General features: G+C 71.3%; 16 protein-coding genes and 1 pseudogene. 13 read left to right on the top strand and 4 right to left on the bottom strand.

From position 1 onward, the window contains the following. Positions 1-39: 39 nt before the first annotated feature. The gene (locus tag WMF45_RS46635; RefSeq protein ID WP_437713292.1) at positions 40-897 is read right to left on the bottom strand and encodes a CPBP family intramembrane glutamic endopeptidase; all 858 of its coding nucleotides are present in this window, start codon (positions 895-897) and stop codon (positions 40-42) included. Between the two features lie 125 nt (positions 898-1,022). Between WMF45_RS46635 and WMF45_RS46640 the strand changes: the two genes are divergently transcribed. Next, positions 1,023-2,672 carry an ATP-binding protein gene (locus WMF45_RS46640; RefSeq protein WP_437713294.1) on the top strand — a complete coding sequence of 550 codons (1,650 nt, stop codon included), beginning with the start codon at positions 1,023-1,025 and terminating at the stop codon, positions 2,670-2,672. Positions 2,673-2,740: 68 nt separating this feature from the next. Here WMF45_RS46640 and WMF45_RS46645 read toward each other — a convergent pair whose 3' ends face one another. Genes WMF45_RS46645 through WMF45_RS46655 form a run of 3 tightly spaced genes read right to left on the bottom strand, consistent with a single transcriptional unit; the run spans position 2,741 to position 4,895 of the window. Then, positions 2,741-3,496: a SirB1 family protein gene (locus tag WMF45_RS46645; RefSeq protein WP_437713296.1), complete on the bottom strand. Its 756-nt coding sequence runs from the start codon at positions 3,494-3,496 to the stop codon at positions 2,741-2,743. Positions 3,497-3,530: 34 nt separating this feature from the next. Continuing rightward, positions 3,531-4,331 (bottom strand): polysaccharide deacetylase family protein, encoded by an 801-nt coding sequence (locus WMF45_RS46650; RefSeq protein WP_437713298.1) that lies wholly within the window; start codon positions 4,329-4,331, stop codon positions 3,531-3,533. A 3-nt stretch (positions 4,332-4,334) separates the two neighbouring features. After that, complete coding sequence (locus tag WMF45_RS46655; RefSeq protein ID WP_437713300.1) at positions 4,335-4,895, bottom strand: hypothetical protein; 561 nt, start codon at positions 4,893-4,895, stop codon at positions 4,335-4,337. A 347-nt stretch (positions 4,896-5,242) separates the two neighbouring features. Between WMF45_RS46655 and WMF45_RS46660 the strand changes: the two genes are divergently transcribed. The 12 genes and pseudogenes from WMF45_RS46660 to WMF45_RS46715 all read left to right on the top strand — a co-directional run bounded on the left by WMF45_RS46660 (position 5,243) and on the right by WMF45_RS46715 (position 15,616). Further along, a complete protein-coding gene (locus WMF45_RS46660; RefSeq protein WP_437713302.1) occupies positions 5,243-6,718 on the top strand; it encodes an MBOAT family O-acyltransferase in 1,476 nt (491 codons plus the stop codon). 118 nt (positions 6,719-6,836) lie between these two features. Beyond that, complete coding sequence (locus tag WMF45_RS46665; protein WP_437713304.1) at positions 6,837-7,421, top strand: type IV toxin-antitoxin system AbiEi family antitoxin domain-containing protein; 585 nt, start codon at positions 6,837-6,839, stop codon at positions 7,419-7,421. After that, entirely contained in the window at positions 7,418-8,317 is a 900-nt protein-coding gene (locus tag WMF45_RS46670; RefSeq protein ID WP_437713306.1) for a nucleotidyl transferase AbiEii/AbiGii toxin family protein, read from the top strand. The genes WMF45_RS46665 and WMF45_RS46670 overlap by 4 nt, the downstream gene beginning before the upstream one ends. A gap of 291 nt (positions 8,318-8,608) precedes the next feature. Beyond that, positions 8,609-9,001 carry a hypothetical protein gene (locus WMF45_RS46675; RefSeq protein ID WP_437713308.1) on the top strand — a complete coding sequence of 131 codons (393 nt, stop codon included), beginning with the start codon at positions 8,609-8,611 and terminating at the stop codon, positions 8,999-9,001. Between the two features lie 197 nt (positions 9,002-9,198). Beyond that, entirely contained in the window at positions 9,199-9,507 is a 309-nt protein-coding gene (locus WMF45_RS46680; protein ID WP_437713310.1) for a DUF1801 domain-containing protein, read from the top strand. Between the two features lies 1 nt (position 9,508). Beyond that, positions 9,509-9,877, top strand: a pseudogene (locus WMF45_RS46685) (PD-(D/E)XK nuclease family transposase); the annotation flags it as partial. Between the two features lie 73 nt (positions 9,878-9,950). Beyond that, positions 9,951-10,118 carry a hypothetical protein gene (locus tag WMF45_RS46690; protein ID WP_437719689.1) on the top strand — a complete coding sequence of 56 codons (168 nt, stop codon included), beginning with the start codon at positions 9,951-9,953 and terminating at the stop codon, positions 10,116-10,118. Positions 10,119-10,642: 524 nt separating this feature from the next. Further along, positions 10,643-10,975 carry a hypothetical protein gene (locus tag WMF45_RS46695; RefSeq protein WP_437713311.1) on the top strand — a complete coding sequence of 111 codons (333 nt, stop codon included), beginning with the start codon at positions 10,643-10,645 and terminating at the stop codon, positions 10,973-10,975. A gap of 132 nt (positions 10,976-11,107) precedes the next feature. Beyond that, on the top strand, positions 11,108-11,515 hold the full coding sequence (locus WMF45_RS46700) for a hypothetical protein (protein WP_437713313.1): 408 nt from the start codon (positions 11,108-11,110) through the stop codon (positions 11,513-11,515). Positions 11,516-11,543: 28 nt separating this feature from the next. Next, positions 11,544-12,230, top strand: coding sequence for a hypothetical protein (locus WMF45_RS46705; RefSeq protein WP_437713315.1), 687 nt, complete (start codon positions 11,544-11,546; stop codon positions 12,228-12,230). Between the two features lie 228 nt (positions 12,231-12,458). Next, the gene (locus WMF45_RS46710; protein ID WP_437719656.1) at positions 12,459-13,571 is read left to right on the top strand and encodes a tryptophan 2,3-dioxygenase family protein; all 1,113 of its coding nucleotides are present in this window, start codon (positions 12,459-12,461) and stop codon (positions 13,569-13,571) included. Further along, complete coding sequence (locus WMF45_RS46715; RefSeq protein WP_437713317.1) at positions 13,568-15,616, top strand: DCC1-like thiol-disulfide oxidoreductase family protein; 2,049 nt, start codon at positions 13,568-13,570, stop codon at positions 15,614-15,616. The genes WMF45_RS46710 and WMF45_RS46715 overlap by 4 nt, the downstream gene beginning before the upstream one ends. Positions 15,617-15,625: the final 9 nt, after the last annotated feature.

The following is a 15,625-nucleotide window of genomic DNA, read 5'->3' on the forward strand; positions in this document are numbered from 1 at the left end:
GGAGGATCGTGCCCGCGTGCTTGCCTGTCGCGGAGAGCGTCAGTTGAGGCCGGCGGCGACGCTGGCGAGGCCGACCGTGAGATGGACGGCGGTGACGCCGACGAGGGTGCGGTGGCGCGCGTAGAAGAGGCCGAAGAGGACGCTCGCGGCGAAGGTGATGACCGCGAACGCCAGCGAGACATACAGGTGGAACACGCCGAAGAGCACCGAGGTGACGACGATGGGCGCGAGGCGCCCGGCGTCGGGCAGGAGCCGCTCGAGCGAGGTCTGGATCACGCCGCGCGCAATGAACTCCTGGAGCAGGCAGTGCGGCCCATAACTCGCGAGGAAGATCGCGAACTCGAGGCCCGAATACCCCGCGACCGAGCCCCAGTCGAGCCACGGCTCGCCCCGCAGGGCCGGCCCCGCGCGGAGCGCGAGGCACGCGGCGAAGGCCATGGCGGCGATGACGAGCGCTTCGCGGAGGCTATGCCGCGCGCCCGAGAGCGTCACGCCGAGCCGCGCCAGCGGCAGCGGCTGCCGCCGGACGAACCACCCGATCGGCACGAGCAGCAGCAGCAGGAAGCCCCACGAATAGCCCATCTGGAGCAGCGGCGGCAGATCGGCGCGGATGAGGTCCCGGACGAGCTGCGCGACGCCGAAGAGGGCGATGACGACGAAGAAGAACGCCGCGAGCTCCCGGCGCAGCTCCAGGGCGTCCCGGCCGCCGCGGCGGAGGAGCTCGATCTCGAGGCGGAGCAGGTCGTGATCGGCGTCGCTCGCCGCAGCCAGCCCGGCGCGCTCGGTCGAGCGGTCGCGCCGGCCTGTCGACGGGCGCGCGTCGCGGGCGGCGGAGCCGGCGAGGAAAGGAACATGGTGTGGGTCGATCACGTCGGAGGAGGATTCGAGCAAGCTCATAAGAGTATCCCCATTGAACCAGCCATGATGTCACGTCTCTCGGCGAGCGATCAAGCGCGGAAGAGGCGCGCCGTTGTAGCAGCCAGCGCGCTTTGCGCGCGTTGCGAGCTTTGCCATGGGCGCGCATGCCGCTATCAGAGAGGTCGTTCCTCCGAGCCCGGCGCGATGCCAACGACGAGCGGGCGCCGAGCTGGGCGAGGGCGGTACGACAGGGGGCAGACAACACCGTGCGGCTCGGGATCCGGCTTCAGCTCTTGTTCGCGCTCGGCGCGCTGCTCCTCCTGGCGTTCCTGCCGCTCTTCTTCGCCGTGGCCAGCCTCACGCGGGCCACGATGAGCGGCGCGCGCGCGTCGAGCGCCCGCGCGATCGGCCGCGCCATCGCCGGGCACGTGGCCGCCGCGCGGACGACCCGCTCCGCCCCGGAGCTCTCGCTCCTGCTCGAGGCGCAGCTCGGCCCGGACGGGGCGTCGGCGATCGGCGTCTACGACGCGGCCGGGGCGCTCTCGGTCCGCGCCGGGGAGCCGGAGATCGTGGCGGCGCTGCCGGCCTCGGTGGAGGGCGGCACGGAGGTGCTGAAGACGGTGCGGACGGCGCGCGGCGATGCGCTCCTGGTGGTCGTCCCGGAGCCCGCGCGCGAGGCGGCGTCTCTCGAGGAGCCGGCTCCCCCGACGTCGACGGGCTCCGTGGCCGTGCTGGTGCCGACCGACCCGTCGACGGTGGCCGCCGCGCCGCTCGTGCGGATCGTGGCGCTCTACACGGGCATCGTGGCGCTGGCGCTGCTCGTGTTCGCGTACATCTCCATGACCCACCTCGTGGTGCGGCCGATCGACGCGGTGTCGGAGGCCGCGCGCCGCGTGGCCGGCGGGGCGCGCGACCTGGACGTGCCGCGGGCCGGCGCGCGGGAGCTCGCGGAGCTCGGCGCGAGCCTCGCGCTCATGACGGGCCGCCTCCGCGCCGACGAGGAGTCGCTGCGGGCGAAGATCGCCGAGATCGAGCGCTACGCGGCGGACCTGAAGAGCGCGCAGGAGCGGCTGGTCCGCTCGGAGCGGCTCGCGTCCGTGGGGCGCCTGGCGGCGGGGCTCGCGCACGAGATCGGCAACCCGCTCGCGGCGATCCTCGGCCTGCAGGATCTGCTGCTCGCCGGGGGCCTCACGCCGGCCGAGGAGCGCGACTTCGTCGAGCGGATGAAGCGGGAGACGGAGCGGATCCACAAGATCCTGCGCGATCTGCTCGACTTCGCCCGGCCCGCGGCGCGGGGCGCGGCCGAGGCCGGCGACGATGGAGAGGCAGGGCACCTCCCCTCGGGGTCGGTCGCGGAGGCGATCGGCGACGTCGTCTCGCTCGTCACGCCGCAGAAGGCGTTCCGCGCGATCGAGCTCGAGCGGGACGTCGCGCCCGACGTGCCGGCCGTGCCGCTCGCGCACGGGCAGCTCGTGCAGGTGCTCCTGAACCTGCTCCTGAACGCGGCCGACGCGGTGCCGCGCGTCGGGGGGCGCGTGACGGTGCGCGCGTCGCGGGGCGCGGGCGGGGGCGCGCGGATCGAGGTCGAGGACAACGGGCCGGGGATCGCGGAGGCGGTCCGCGAGACGCTGTTCGAGCCGTTCATCACGACCAAGGAGGTCGGCGAGGGGACGGGGCTCGGGCTCGCGGTGTGCCGGGGGCTCGTGGAGGCGGCCGGCGGGACGATCGGCGTCGAGCGAGGCGCGGACGGCGGGGCGCGGTTCGTTGTACTGCTGCCGGGCGCCGCTCAGCGCGAGGGGAGCGAGCCGCCGTGAGACCACGCTCGCTCACGCCGGCCTGCGTCGGCCTGCGTCAGTTCAGGTCAGTTCACGTCAGTTCGACGTCAGTTCACGCCCCGCCCCGACGACGGCCACGGCCGCTCGCCGCCGAGCTGATCGAGCTCCTTCCGGAGCTCGTCGGTCGGCGCGAGCACCTGCATCCGCTCGAGCACGCTGCGCAGCCGCGACGCGTCCGAGCGGCTCGAGTAGATCGACCGCAGGTTGTTCAGCATGCGCACGAGGATCTGCCGCTTCTGCGCGGGCACGAGCAGCCGCGGCTCCGGATCGCGCGTGGCGCCCGTGGCGCGGGTGTGAAGCGCGCGCAGGTCGTCCCGGCCGAGCAGGCGGCCCTCGAACGGGTCGATGAGCAGCACGCCGCCGCGGACCGGCGTCCTCACGAGGAAATGGCCCGGGAACGAGACGCCCTGGGCCTCGAGGCCCGCGCGCCAGCACACCTCGAGGAGGACGACGGCCAGCGTGATGGGGATGCCCGTCCGGCGATCCAGGACCTCGTGCAGGTAGCTGTTCTTCGGGTCGTAGTAGTCCCCGGAGTTCCCGTGGAACCCGAGGTCGCCGTAGAACCAGCGGAGCAGCTGCTCGATGGGGCCGCTGCCCGGCGTCGCCTCCGCGGCGCGCAGGGGGCGATCGACAGCGCGCCGCGCCTCGCCGCCGAGGCGGTCGAGCACGCCGAGGTAATGCGGGATGTCGAGGCCCGGGTACGCGGCGTCGTCGATGAGCAGCGCCGCCTCGGCGAGGTCGAGCTCATCCTCCGGTCTCCCGGCGATATGCGCGAACAGCGTCAGACTCACCGGCGCGGCCATCGGACCGAGCGTAGCGCCACCCGACGGAGATGGTCTAGGCGTCCCGCGCGCCGTCGTCGAGCCACGCGTCGACGCGGACCCCGACCAGGTTGCGCTTCTCCATCGCCGCCAGGATGCGCGGGAGCGCCAGGGGCCCCGCGGGGGCGTGGTCGTCGCGCTCGGCCGCGTCGTGGAGCAGCACGATGGCCCCGTCGCGGAGCCCCGGGATGATCCGCGCCGCCACCCGCCCGGGGTCCGCCCCGGCGAGCCCGTCGAACCCCCGCGCCGACCAGCCGATTACGTCGAGGTCGAGCGCGTCCACCACCCGGGCGATGCGCGGGCTCGTGTGGCCGACCGGCGGCCTGAAGAGGGTGGGGCGGGCGCCGGTGATCCGCTCGATGACGTCGAGGTTCTGCCGGAGGTCGCGCTCGACCCGGCGGGCCGAGCGCAGCGAGAAGAGCCGGTCGTGCGCGTGGCTGTGCAGGGCGACGGCGTGGCCCCGCGCCGCGATCTCGCGGACGAGCTCCGGGTGGGCCTCGGCCTTGCGGCCGATGACGAAGAACGTCGCCTTCACCCCCGCCTCGTCGAGGAGCGCGAGGACCGCCGGCGTGTGCTCCGGGCTCGGCCCGTCGTCGAAGGTCAGCGCCACGCCCCGCGCGCCGGGCGGGCCGCGCTTCACCACGTCGACGAACATCCCGAGCCCGAGGAAGAAGACCCCGCACAGGACGAGCGCGAGGTAGCCGGCGATGGCCGCGCCCGCGACCGCCATGGGCACCGGCGCGACGAGCAGCGAGCGCGCCACCAGCGCGAGCGCGCCGAGCGACGCCGCGTAGAGCAGGGCCCGCGCGAACGGCACCGGCTACTTCTTCGCGCGCTTCTTCTCGGGCTCGACGTCGAAGTCGTCGTCGAGCTCGTCCGCCGCGGCGGAGGCGGCGATGCGCTTGTTGTTGCCCCCGGCCGCCGCCTTCACCGCCGGCTTCGCGCCCGGCTTCTCCTCGTCGGAGGGGTCGTTGTCGGCCTCGTAGAAGCCGCCGAGCAGCGCGGCGATCGCGGCGAGCGACGTGATCGCCAGGCCGCCGAGCGTCCCGGTGCCCCCCGCGGCCTCGCCGAGCGACAGGTTCGCGCCCCCGAGCTCGCCGAGCGGCACCGGCACCGGCAGGGTGAGCCACCTGCGCGCGGCGTACATCAGGCCGGCGCCGAGCAGCGCCCCGACGAAGGCCTTCATCCCCGCCTCGATCTTCGCGTCCTTCGCCCAGATGGGCTTGCCCGCGATCAGGCCCACGAGGACCCCGGCGAGCGCCGCGGCCACGTAGGCGACGATCGCCATGGGCGCGGCGAAGCCGAGCTTCGCCAGCGCGAAGCCCAGCAGGCCCCCCACGATGAGCCCCTTCACAACCCCGAGGATCAGGCGACCCAGCATCAGCTCCATCCTTGGCACGACGCGGGGCGCCGTTCAACATCGCGCGGCGCCATGGCGCCGTTGAAACGCGGCCCCGCGCGGTCGCGTTCCCGGCGCCGTTCCGCGCGTCCCGTACCATTCCGCGCCGTTCCGCGCCGTCCCGCGCCGTCCCGTACCGTTCCGCAGGGCGCCGCGTTGTGAGCGCGGCCGCGCGGCGCCATCGGGCCGCGCCAGGAGAGCGACCGCGCCGCGCTCCCTGTGGTAGACGGCCCTCCACCGCCCGGGTAGCCCGCTCCTCCTCGACAACGCGCTCGGCCCCGCCGCGCGCCGCGCCCCTCGCCGCAGCCTGACCCGGGGTCCGACCGGCCGTGCTCTTCAATACCCTCCGTTACGCCGAGTTCTTCGCCGCCGTCTTCGTCGGATCGTGGGCGCTCGTGCGGTATGCCGGCGCCTGGCCGCGCCTCGTGTTCCTGCTGCTCGTGAGCTACGGGTTCTACGCGGCCTGGGACTGGCGCTACCTGCCGCTCATCTTCGCCTCGTCCACGGTCGACTTCCTGCTCGCCCGCGCGATCGCCCGCGAGGAGCGGCCCCGGGCGCGGCGCGCGATGCTCATCGCCACCGTGGCGCTGAACCTCGGGTTCCTGGGGTTCTTCAAGTACTGGAACTTCGCGCTCGAGAACGCCGCGGCGCTCCGCGCCCTGCTCACGGGCGAGCCGGCGAGCGTGGGCCACGCGTTCCGGGTGCTCCTGCCGCCGGTCGGCATCTCGTTCTTCACGTTCGAGTCGATGAGCTACGTCGTCGACGTGTACCGGGGCGAGCTCCCGCCCCACAAGAGCTACCTCCGCTACCTGCTCTTCGTCGCCTTCTTCCCGCACCTCGTCGCCGGGCCGATCGTCCGCCCGCGGGACCTGCTCCCGCAGTTCGAGCGCGCCCCGAGCCTCACCCTCGAGGAGGGCGGGGAGGGCCTGTTCCTCGTCGCGATCGGCCTCGTGAAGAAGGTCGTCCTCTCCGACCAGCTCGCGCTCAACCTCGTCGACCGCGTGTTCGAGCGCCCGGAGAACTACTCGGCCCTGGAGGTCCTCGCGGGCGTCTACGGCTACGCCGCGCAGATCTACTGCGATTTCTCCGGCTACACCGACATCGCGATCGGCTCGGCGCTCCTGCTCGGCGTGCGGTTCCCGAAGAACTTCGACGCGCCGTACAAGGCGCACAACCTGGCCGATTTCTGGCGCCGCTGGCACATCTCGCTCTCCACCTGGCTCCGCGACTACCTGTACATCCCGCTCGGCGGCAACCGCGGCTCCGAGCTGGCGACGTACCGCAACCTGATGATCACGATGCTGCTCGGCGGCCTCTGGCACGGGGCATCGTGGAACTTCGTCTTCTGGGGCTTCCTCCACGGCCTCGGCCTCGCCGTGACGCGCGCCTTCCAGCGCGCGGTCCAGCGCCGGCGATCGGCCGGCGAGGGCGAGCGCGGAGCCGCGACCGCGGGCTCGCCCCTCTCCCGCGTCCCCCTCCGCGCGCTGTGCGTGCTGCTGACGTTCCACTACGTCTGCTTCGCGTGGATCTTCTTCCGCGTGCCGACGTTCTCGCACGCGGTGCTCATCCTGCGGCAGATCGGCACGCTGACGACCTTCCACCCGAACCTCCCGCCCGTGCTCGTCGCGCTCCTCGGGGTCGCGCTCCTGTCCCATTACGTGCCGGAGCGCCTCTACGAGCGCGCCCGCGGCGCCTTCATCGCGGCGCCTGCGCCGGTGCAGGGCGCGCTGCTGTTCCTCGTCGCGATCGGGCTCCACGAGGCCGCGAGCGCGGCCGCAGTGCCGTTCGTGTACTTCCAGTTCTGAGCCCGGGCGCCGCGTCCGCGCGCGCCCGCCCGCCCACAAGAAACTTGAGCCAACCTGTAGGAATGTGGGACCGACGGCGCGGCTTGCACGAAACAAAAATTTTATTTACGTTTTGTGCATGGACGAGATTCCGGCACGCCGCCCGGACTGGAACCGCCTGTTCGAGACGGCCGCCGCCCAGGAAGGGCTCTTTACGACCAAGCAGGCCGCTGAGGCTGGCTACTCCCCCCAGCTCCTGGTCCACTACGTTCACACGGGCAGGGCCGTCCGCGTGCGTCGCGGCATCTACCGTCTCGTCCACTTCCCCGCGGGCGAACATGAGGAACTGCTCGACGCATGGCTCTGGTCCGAGCTGGCCGGAGTTGTGTCACATCAGAGCGCGCTCGCGCTCCACGGGCTATCCGACGTGCTGCCGGCCCAAATCCATCTCACGCTGCCGCAGGCCTGGCGCCGCCGACGCTTCCGTGTGCCCGCCGGCATCGTGCTGTACCACGCCGACGTGCCGCCCGACGATCGCTCTTGGTTCGGCGCGGTGCCGACCACCAACCCGCGGCGCTCTCTGAACGACTGCGCGCAGGGCGGTCTGTCTCCCGACCTGCTGCGGCAAGCCGCCCTGCAAGCCCTTCGTCGGGGCCTCGTCGTGAGGAACGAGCTCGGCGACGTCGAGACCGCGCTCAAGCCGATTGGCGGCCTCGCAGCATGACGCCACGCATCTACGCTTCGCCCCAAGCCTTCAAGGAGGCGCTCGAGCAGCGCATTCGAATGTCCGCCAAGAGCGGTGGTGTCGGCCGCAAGCGACAGCTCATCGTCTTCGATCGCTTCCTCGCCCGTATTGTCTCCGTGTTCGGAGATGCGGCGACCCTCAAGGGTGGGCTCGTCCTCGAGCTACGTCTCGAACGCGCGCGTACCACCAAAGACGTCGATCTTCTCATGGTCGGCTCCCGGGACGACGTGCTCGCGAAGCTTCAGGAGGCCGGACGCGAGAACCTCGGCGATTTCATGAACTTCGAGATCGGCCCGGATGACGACCATCCCGAGATCCAGAACGACGGGATGAAGTACGAGGGGCTCCGTTTCCGAGCCGAATGCAAGCTCGCCGGCAAGCGCTATGGAGACCCCTTCGGTGTTGACGTCGCGTTCGGTGACCCGATCCTCAAGGACCCCGAGGTCGTGGTCGCTGAGGACGTTCTCTTCTTCGCCGGCATCGCGCCACCGACACTGCGTCTCTACCCGATCGAGACGCACATCGCCGAGAAGCTCCACGCGTATACGATGCCGCGCAAGCAACCGAACTCGCGAGTGAAGGACCTCCCTGATCTCGCGCTGCTCGCGACGGCGGAGCCCCTCGATGCGAAGCTTCTGCGGGCTGCGCTCGAGCAGACGTTCACGTTCCGCAACACTCATGAGCTTCCTGTCTCGGTCCCCACTCCGCTCGAGGCCTGGCGGAATCCCTACGCCAGGATGGCGAGCTTAGACGGACTGGCCTGGGCCACGCTCGACGACGTGACGAAGGCGGCACAGGCTTTCCTCGATCCCGTGCTTGGAGGCAGACTCGATGCTACGTGGGACCCCGCCTGCTGGAAATGGATCACGAGATGAGCGCCCTCGTCTGAGCAGGGCTTTTCTGTGTTCACGATCTCCTCGACGCCGGCACCGACCACACGTGTGCGCTGAGCACCTCGGCGAGACATCTCGCAGCCTGCTCTCGCGCACATGGAGCCGCCTTGGCAGGGGCGAGCCGCGGCGCCGCGAGGGGCGTGCTTGACAAGGAAGGCCGGCCGATCGCACTGCCACTTTCCCGTGGCGCACCATGATGTGCCGTCGATCTTCTCTGCCCAAGAGGCCGAACTGCCGATCGTCGGTCCGCGACGAAGCCCGAAGGAGGAGTGAATGAATAACGCTGTTTTTGTCAGTCTGAACGACACGTTCGACGAGCTGACTCCTGCAGCTCAGCAGAATCCGCTGAGCGATGCGCTTCGAAATTGTACGACCAGCTCTTGGCGAGTAAGCGTCGGGGCCGCGCAGGACGTGGAGTGGATCGTCGGCGTCGTGCGCACCCAGATCGTATCTGTGTACCGTGTGCCGGTGCCATCGACCATGTGGCCCGTCGTTCCGAATGGCGCTCTTGGCGCAGGTAGAAGGATCATCCCTACGGCTGCCGCCGACGTGGCCTGGTTCGCGCAGGCGAAGGCGTTCGGTCGTGTGCAACTCGCCGGGCCTGTCGGCTACGGCGAGATCGCTATCGGTCCCAACGGACAACTCGTGGCCGTCCGGCTCCCCTGACGCGTTCTCGCGGCCCAGCGACTTGGGCCTGCACCCGACGGAGCGTGGAGCCTCGCCCTGCTCGGCACCGCGCACCGCGGGTGAGGCCCAAGTCGTCGGGCCGCATCGAAATCGCTGCGTGAGTCATGCCCAAGTCTGTTCCAGCCGCAAGCCCTGACGCCTACGTCGAGGCTCTCTCTGGGTGGCAACGCGCCACCGTGGAGAAGTTGCGGGCCGCCGTGGTCGCCAGCGCACAGCTCGATCAAGTCATCAAGTGGGGGCACCTGGTCTACCTTTCGAACGGGCCTGTGCTTCTCATCCGCGCCGAAGAAGATCGCGTTTTGTTCGGCTTCTGGCGAGGCAAGCGCCTGCGCGACATCGAAGAGCGCCTGAAGCCTGGTGGCAAGTACGAGATGGCCAACGTCGTGCTGCACGAGGACGAGGAAATCAGCGCGACCGTCGTGAAGCGCCTCACGAGGGCAGCCGTCGCACTCAACAAGAAGCTTGGTAACCCCACGGACGTCTAGCGTGGTTAGACCGCCGCGGCCCAATGGGCGTTCGGCGCGCTCCACGCGCCCATGTTCGCAGGTCCTCAAGGTCGAAGGCTTCAAGAAGCGCGTCGTCTACAACGCCAGCAAGGCGTATGTCATACAGCTCCGCGCCGCCGAGGAGTATCCGGCTCTGTGTGACGTCGTCGGCGTGACCATCTGCAATTTCAACCTGTGGTCCGACGCGGACGAGGCCGGCAGGTACAAGCTCCCGATGCTCAGCCGCTGGCGCATGCAGGAGCAGCACAGCGGAGAGCGGGGGCTCTCGCAGGTCCAGTACGTGTTCCTGGAGCTGCCCAAGTACGTGGCGGGCGAGGCGCCCGAGTCGCTCGTCGACAAGTGGGCCTATTTCCCGCGAAACGAAGGACTTCGACGTCGTTCCGCCGTCTCTCGCGGAGACGCCGTTCCGGGACGCTCTGGAGGTGGCGCGCACGGCGACGTTCTCGGCCGAGGAGCGGGAAGCCTACGAGCGCGCGAAGATGGCCGAGCAGGATGCCCGGGGCGCGCTCGCCGCGGCGCGGCAGGAGGGCCTCGCCGAAGGCCATAAGTCCGGGCTCGCCGAAGGCCATAAGTCCGGGCTCGCGAGATGAGCGGCCTCCGAAGTACATGCCTTCCCAAGCAACCCTTCTGGGGCGGCAATCCGCGAAGCGCTATAAAGACCAGTTCGAGTTCGTGGTGCGCAGATTGCTCCACGGGGACGAGGTCGAAAGGCGTGCGCGTTCGAATGCTTGGAGTACATTTGTTGGGAGTTTCAGCACGGGAGCGTCCTTCAGGAGATCTTGACGCTGGGTGCGCCTATCCCACGGAAGGTGCTTGAAGAGCTGCAGCGCGACCCGGATGCCGAGGGATTCAGCGGAGCGACCGTTGGGCAGCTCTTTGCGCATCTGTTCAAGGCCTGACCCTTCCACCGAGAGGGCCCGCCCCGGCGAGCTGGGCCAGGCCCTCATGTCAAGAGGCCGATGCGCTCGCCGCCCGCGCGATCATCGAAGTGAGCTCCGAGGTGCGCCGGGCGAGCAAGCACGGCGGCCCGCGCGCCGCGCCGTGACGGGAGGACGACCCCTTCCCACGTCGATTTCCCGGGCTTCCGCCGGGAACGGTGCACTACGCTCCGGAGGTGCGCTCACGGGTCCTCGCTGCTTTCGTGCTCTTCTTCGCCGGCGTGCTCGCGCCGGCGTGCTCCGTGTCCAACGTGCCATCGAACGCGATGCCGATGATCCGGGCGCGCGCCACCTCCGACCTCGACTGCGCCGACAAGGACGTCCGCATCGAGGAGCAGCTCGGCGGTCATTTCAAGGCCGTCGGCTGCGGTCGCAAGGCGTACTACCGGGCCGCCTGCGAGGCGCTCCGCTGCGTGGTGAGCGGCGAGGGCGAGGCGATGGTCCCGTGGAGAGACCGCCCGGATCCGGCCGAGGTCGACCGGCAGCGGGACCGGCTGCCGTTCGAGTAGGCCGGGGCCCCGGCGGACAGCCGCCGTTCGGGCCTTTTTCGGGCACGCCCGGCCGGGCCTGAGGTAGCCTGCGCCGTCCCGGCGATCTGCCGCGGGTTCGGCCATGGCCTACATCACCACCGAGAGCTGTACGTGACCGACACGGAGCAGGCCGACGCCGACGCCCGGCCCGAGCCGGATCCGAGCTCGCCGCCGGACGCGCAGGCCGACGCCGAGCCGCGGCGCCCGACCAAGAAGCGCGGGAAGCGGCGCGACGAGAAGGCGGCGCCGCCCCCTGGCAACGACGCGCCGGCGCGCCCTCGCGATCCCGAGATCGAGCGCCTCGAGCAGGCGTTCGAGCGCGGTGACTACGCGCTGGTCCGCGCCGAGGCGGGGCGGCTCGCGAAGGAGGCCGAGCGCGACGAGATCCGCCGCGCGGCGCGGGCGCTGCTGCGCCGGATCGACCCCGACCCGCTGGCCGTCGTCCTGCTGGTCGCGGCCATGGCGCTGCTCGCGTTCCTCGCGCTCTGGTACTGGTCCCACAGCCACGCGGCCCCGTGACGCCGGTGACGACCTGGGAGGCAGCGCGGTGAACGCCGAGCCCGGACGTCCCTCAGGCCGCCCCCCCGCGCGCTGGCTCGCCGCGCTCGCGCTCGCGCTGATCGCCTGCGGGGGCGCCCCCGGGCCGGGTCGGCCCGCGGCGTGGAACGCGGCGCCCGACGGGCAGCGGGGCGCCGCCTCGGGCACGCGGGCCGAGCGCTACTTCCCGCTCGTCGACGGGCACATCTACCACTACGCGACCCTGAGCGAGGGCGGCGAGCAGGGCCTCCTCGTCGCGCGCGTGCACCGCGCGGACGCGCGCCGCGGCGAGCTCCGGTTCCCCTCGGGCGTGAAGCGCTTCGAGTTCACCGGCGAGGGCGTGATCCGCGGCGACACGGGCGTCTTCGTGCTCAAGGAGCCGATCGCGCCCGGGACCACGTGGACCGGCGAGCACGGCGGCCGCGCGCGGATCGCCGCGGTCGACGTGGCGATCGAGGTGCGCGCGGGGCGGTTCACGGGGTGCGTGCAGACCGTGGAGGAGCGCCTCGGCGACAGGCCCGCGCGCTACGTGTCGACGTTCTGCCCGGACGTCGGCGTGGTGGTGATCGAGGCCGAGGGCGGGGCGAGCCACGAGCGGGCCGAGCTCAAGAGCTACGCGCCGCCCGTCGACATGGGCCCCGACGGCGTGCGGCGCGCCCCGGCCGACCCGCCGCCCGGCGCAACGAGTGCGCCCTGAGCGCGCCGCGCGCGCTCCGCGGTGGAGGCCGCCCGCGTGCGTCACGCCGCGCGCGCTCGCCCGGCGGCGCATCCCGTTGCTTTTTGCGCGGACGCGCAATCCGTGCGACCCGTGCCAGGCCCTTCCGTTTCCTGGGGGGCGGGAAGTAGACTCCCGGCGCCGCTCGTGGCGCGGGCGCACCGCTTGCTGCGAACACGCCGCGCGAACGCCGCTGGCGGCGCCTCTCGAATCACCAAGGACATGAATTACTGGGATTACATCCACGTCGAGGAGCTGCTCGCCCTCCAGGGTGGATTCGACGACGACGAGCAGAAGGTCGGCAACGACGAGGCCCTGTTCATCGTCGTCCACCAGATCTACGAGCTCTGGTTCAAGCTCATCCTCCGGGAGCTCACCTCGGCGCGCGAGCTCTTCCGCCAGAACCCCGTCCCCGATCAGAAGCTCGCCTCCGCGGCGCGCTCGTTCCGGCGGGTCGTCACCATCTTCGAGCAGGCGATCGAGCACTTCCGGGTCATGGAGACGCTCACGACCCGCGATTACCTCGATTTCCGCGATCGCCTCATCCCCGCGAGCGGCTTCCAGTCGGCGCAGCTGCGCGAGATCGAGCTCGTGCTGGGCCTCGACGACGCGCTCCGGATCCCGCTCGGCCGGGAGGGCAGCTACAAGGAGGCGCTCAAGACCGCGGACGGCGCGCCCTCGGCGGCCACGCGCCGCGTGGAGGCGAGGCTCGCGAGCGGGCCGAGCCTCAAGCACTTCCTGGACGAGTGGCTCTCGCGGACGCCGATCGACGGATCGAGCGAGCCGGAAGGCGTCATGAGCTTCCTGCGCGGCTACACGCGCTCGATGCGCCAGGAGAACGAGCGCCGCGTCCAGATGGCGATCGACAAGGCGCTCACCCCGCCGGACGTCGAGCGGCTCCGCGCGCGCTACGAGGCGGAGAGCGCGGCCGCCGAGGCGTTCCTGCTCGCCGAGGACGATCCGGCGGCCGACGCGGCCACGCGCGAGAAGCGCCGGGCGGTCCGCGCGGCGATCGTCTTCATCGAGAGCTACCGCGAGCTGCCCCGCCTCGCGTGGCCGCGCGAGGTGCTCGACCGCATCCTGGAGATGGAGCAGGCCATGCTCATCTGGCGGCAGCGCCACGCGCGGATGGTCGAGCGGGTGATCGGCCGGCGCACCGGCACGGGCGGCTCCGCGGGCGTCGATTACCTCGACCAGACCGCGCTGCGCTACCGCGTCTTCGGCGATCTCTGGACGGTGCGCTCCCTGCTCTTGCGTAAGCCGAGCGTCCCTGAGCTCGAGCACGCATCGGATTACGGATTCCGTGTCGAGGATTCTCCGTGAAATCACTTCGCGATCACTTCTTGCGTCTTGATGCCCGTTCGCTCGGGTTGTTTCGCATCACCTTCGGGCTGGTCCTTATCGCCGACCTCTTCGGTCGGTGGCGATGGGTGCGGGACTTCTACTCGAACGAGGGCGTCCTCCCGAACCACAACCACCTCTTCAACCTCCGGGGCAAGCAGCAGGTCTTCAGCCTGTTCCACGCCATCTCGACGGAGGGAGAGGCCCACTTCGCCTTCTCGCTGGCGCTCGTCGTCTACGCCCTGTTCCTCATCGGTCACAGGACGCGCGTCTTCCACGTGCTCTCGCTGCTCGTGCTGGTGAGCCTGACGTCGAGGAACGTCCTGCTCGAGAACGCCGGCAACTACGCGGCGATCGCGATCCTCGCGCTCACGGCGTTCCTGCCGTGCGGGAGCCGCTTCTCGCTCGACAGCCTCCGCGCCTCGCTCGCCCTGCGGGACGAGAAGCGCGACACGGAGCTGAACGACAGGTCGAGGGCCTCGGAGGCCGAGATCGCGGCCGAGCGCCTGCCCGGGTGGTCGCCGACGTCGCTCGCCGCGCTGGCCGTGCTGCTGCAGCTCGCCCTTATCTACCTCTGTACGGCGCTCCAGCAGCGCGGCGAGGCGTGGCGCGACGGGACGGCGTTCTACTATGCGCTCCACGCCGATCGCCTGGCGAGCGACGCGGGCATCTGGCTCCGCGACGTCCTGCCGCTCGGCACGCTGCGCGGGCTCACCTTCGGCACGTGGGCCATGCAGCTCGCGATCCCGGCGCTGCTCTTCGTGCCGGCGCTCTTCCGCTGGACGCGCGGGGTCGCGGCCGCGCTGATGGTCTTGCACGGGCTGATCCTCGGGGTCTTCTTCGATCTCGGGCTGTTCGGGTGGGCGCTCGCCGCCGCGGCGCCGATCGTGCTGCCCGGCGAGCTCTGGGACGTGTACGAGCGCTCCTGGAGCGAGGGGCGCGCGCGCACGCTCGTGTACGACGCCGACTGCGGCGTTTGCCTCCTCCTGGCGCGCCTGGTCAAGCGGCTCGATCTGCGCGAGCACCTGACGTTCCAGGGCAATGTGACGCTCGACGAGCTCTACGTCCGCAACCAGACGGGGGCCGAGGAGCGCGTGCCGATGCCGAAGGAGGTCACGCCGGAGCTCGTGGAGCGGACGGCGCTCGCGATCGACCGGAAGGGGCGCGTGTACATGCGGGGCGCCGCGGTGACCGAGGGGCTCCTGGCGTTGCCGCTCGGCTGGCTCGCCTGGCCGCTCAAGCTGCCGGGCGTCTCGCACCTCCTGAACGCGCTCTACGACGTTGTCGCGGCCCGAAGGCACCGCATCAGCGAGCTCCTGGGGCGGCCGGCGTGCGGGATCCCGCTGCCCGACGAGGGCGAAGCGGACGGCGGCGACGCGGGCCTCGCTCCGGACGTCCCTGCGCCGGCGGTGCGGACGGCGCGGCTCGCGCTGGGGTCGCTGCGGGAGGCGGCGGTGCTCGTGGTGCTCGCCGCGGTGCTGGCGCAGACGGCGAAGGAGAACCCGCTGCCCGGCGCGGCGGCCGTCCCGCAGGGGGCGGTGCTCGCGGGCGTGGCGTCGTGGCCGCGCATGCTGGCCAGGTGGAACGTGATGGCGCCCGAGCCGCCGCGGGACAACGCGCTGATGGTGATCGACGGCCAGACGCGCGCGTCGGAGCCGATCGATCCGCTGACCGGGGAGGAGCCGCGGCTCCAGCCTGCGGGTCACCCCGGGGCGCGGCTCGGCCAGCTCTGGTCCGATTACCTCGATCGCATCCGGCGGCCGGAGTGGTCCGATTACCAGCGCGCCTTCCGCGACTACCTCGCGAAGGGCGGGCCCCAGGCGTCCGGAAAAGGGCGCGAGGCGTCGCTGTCGGGCTTCGATGCGTACTGGGTCTCGGCGCCGATCCCCGCGCCCGGCGAGCCCGCGCCGAGCAGCTTCGAGCGGGAGAAGCTGTTCTCGCACTCGCGAGGTGGCACGGGAAAGCTGGGCGAGCGGAGCCTGCCCATCGCGCCGAGCGTCCTCCGGCACCACGGCAAGCCGAACTGAGGCGCTCGG

The organism is Sorangium sp. So ce448 (assembly GCF_051520915.1).
Lineage (GTDB): Bacteria > Myxococcota_A > Polyangia > Polyangiales > Polyangiaceae > Sorangium > Sorangium cellulosum_B.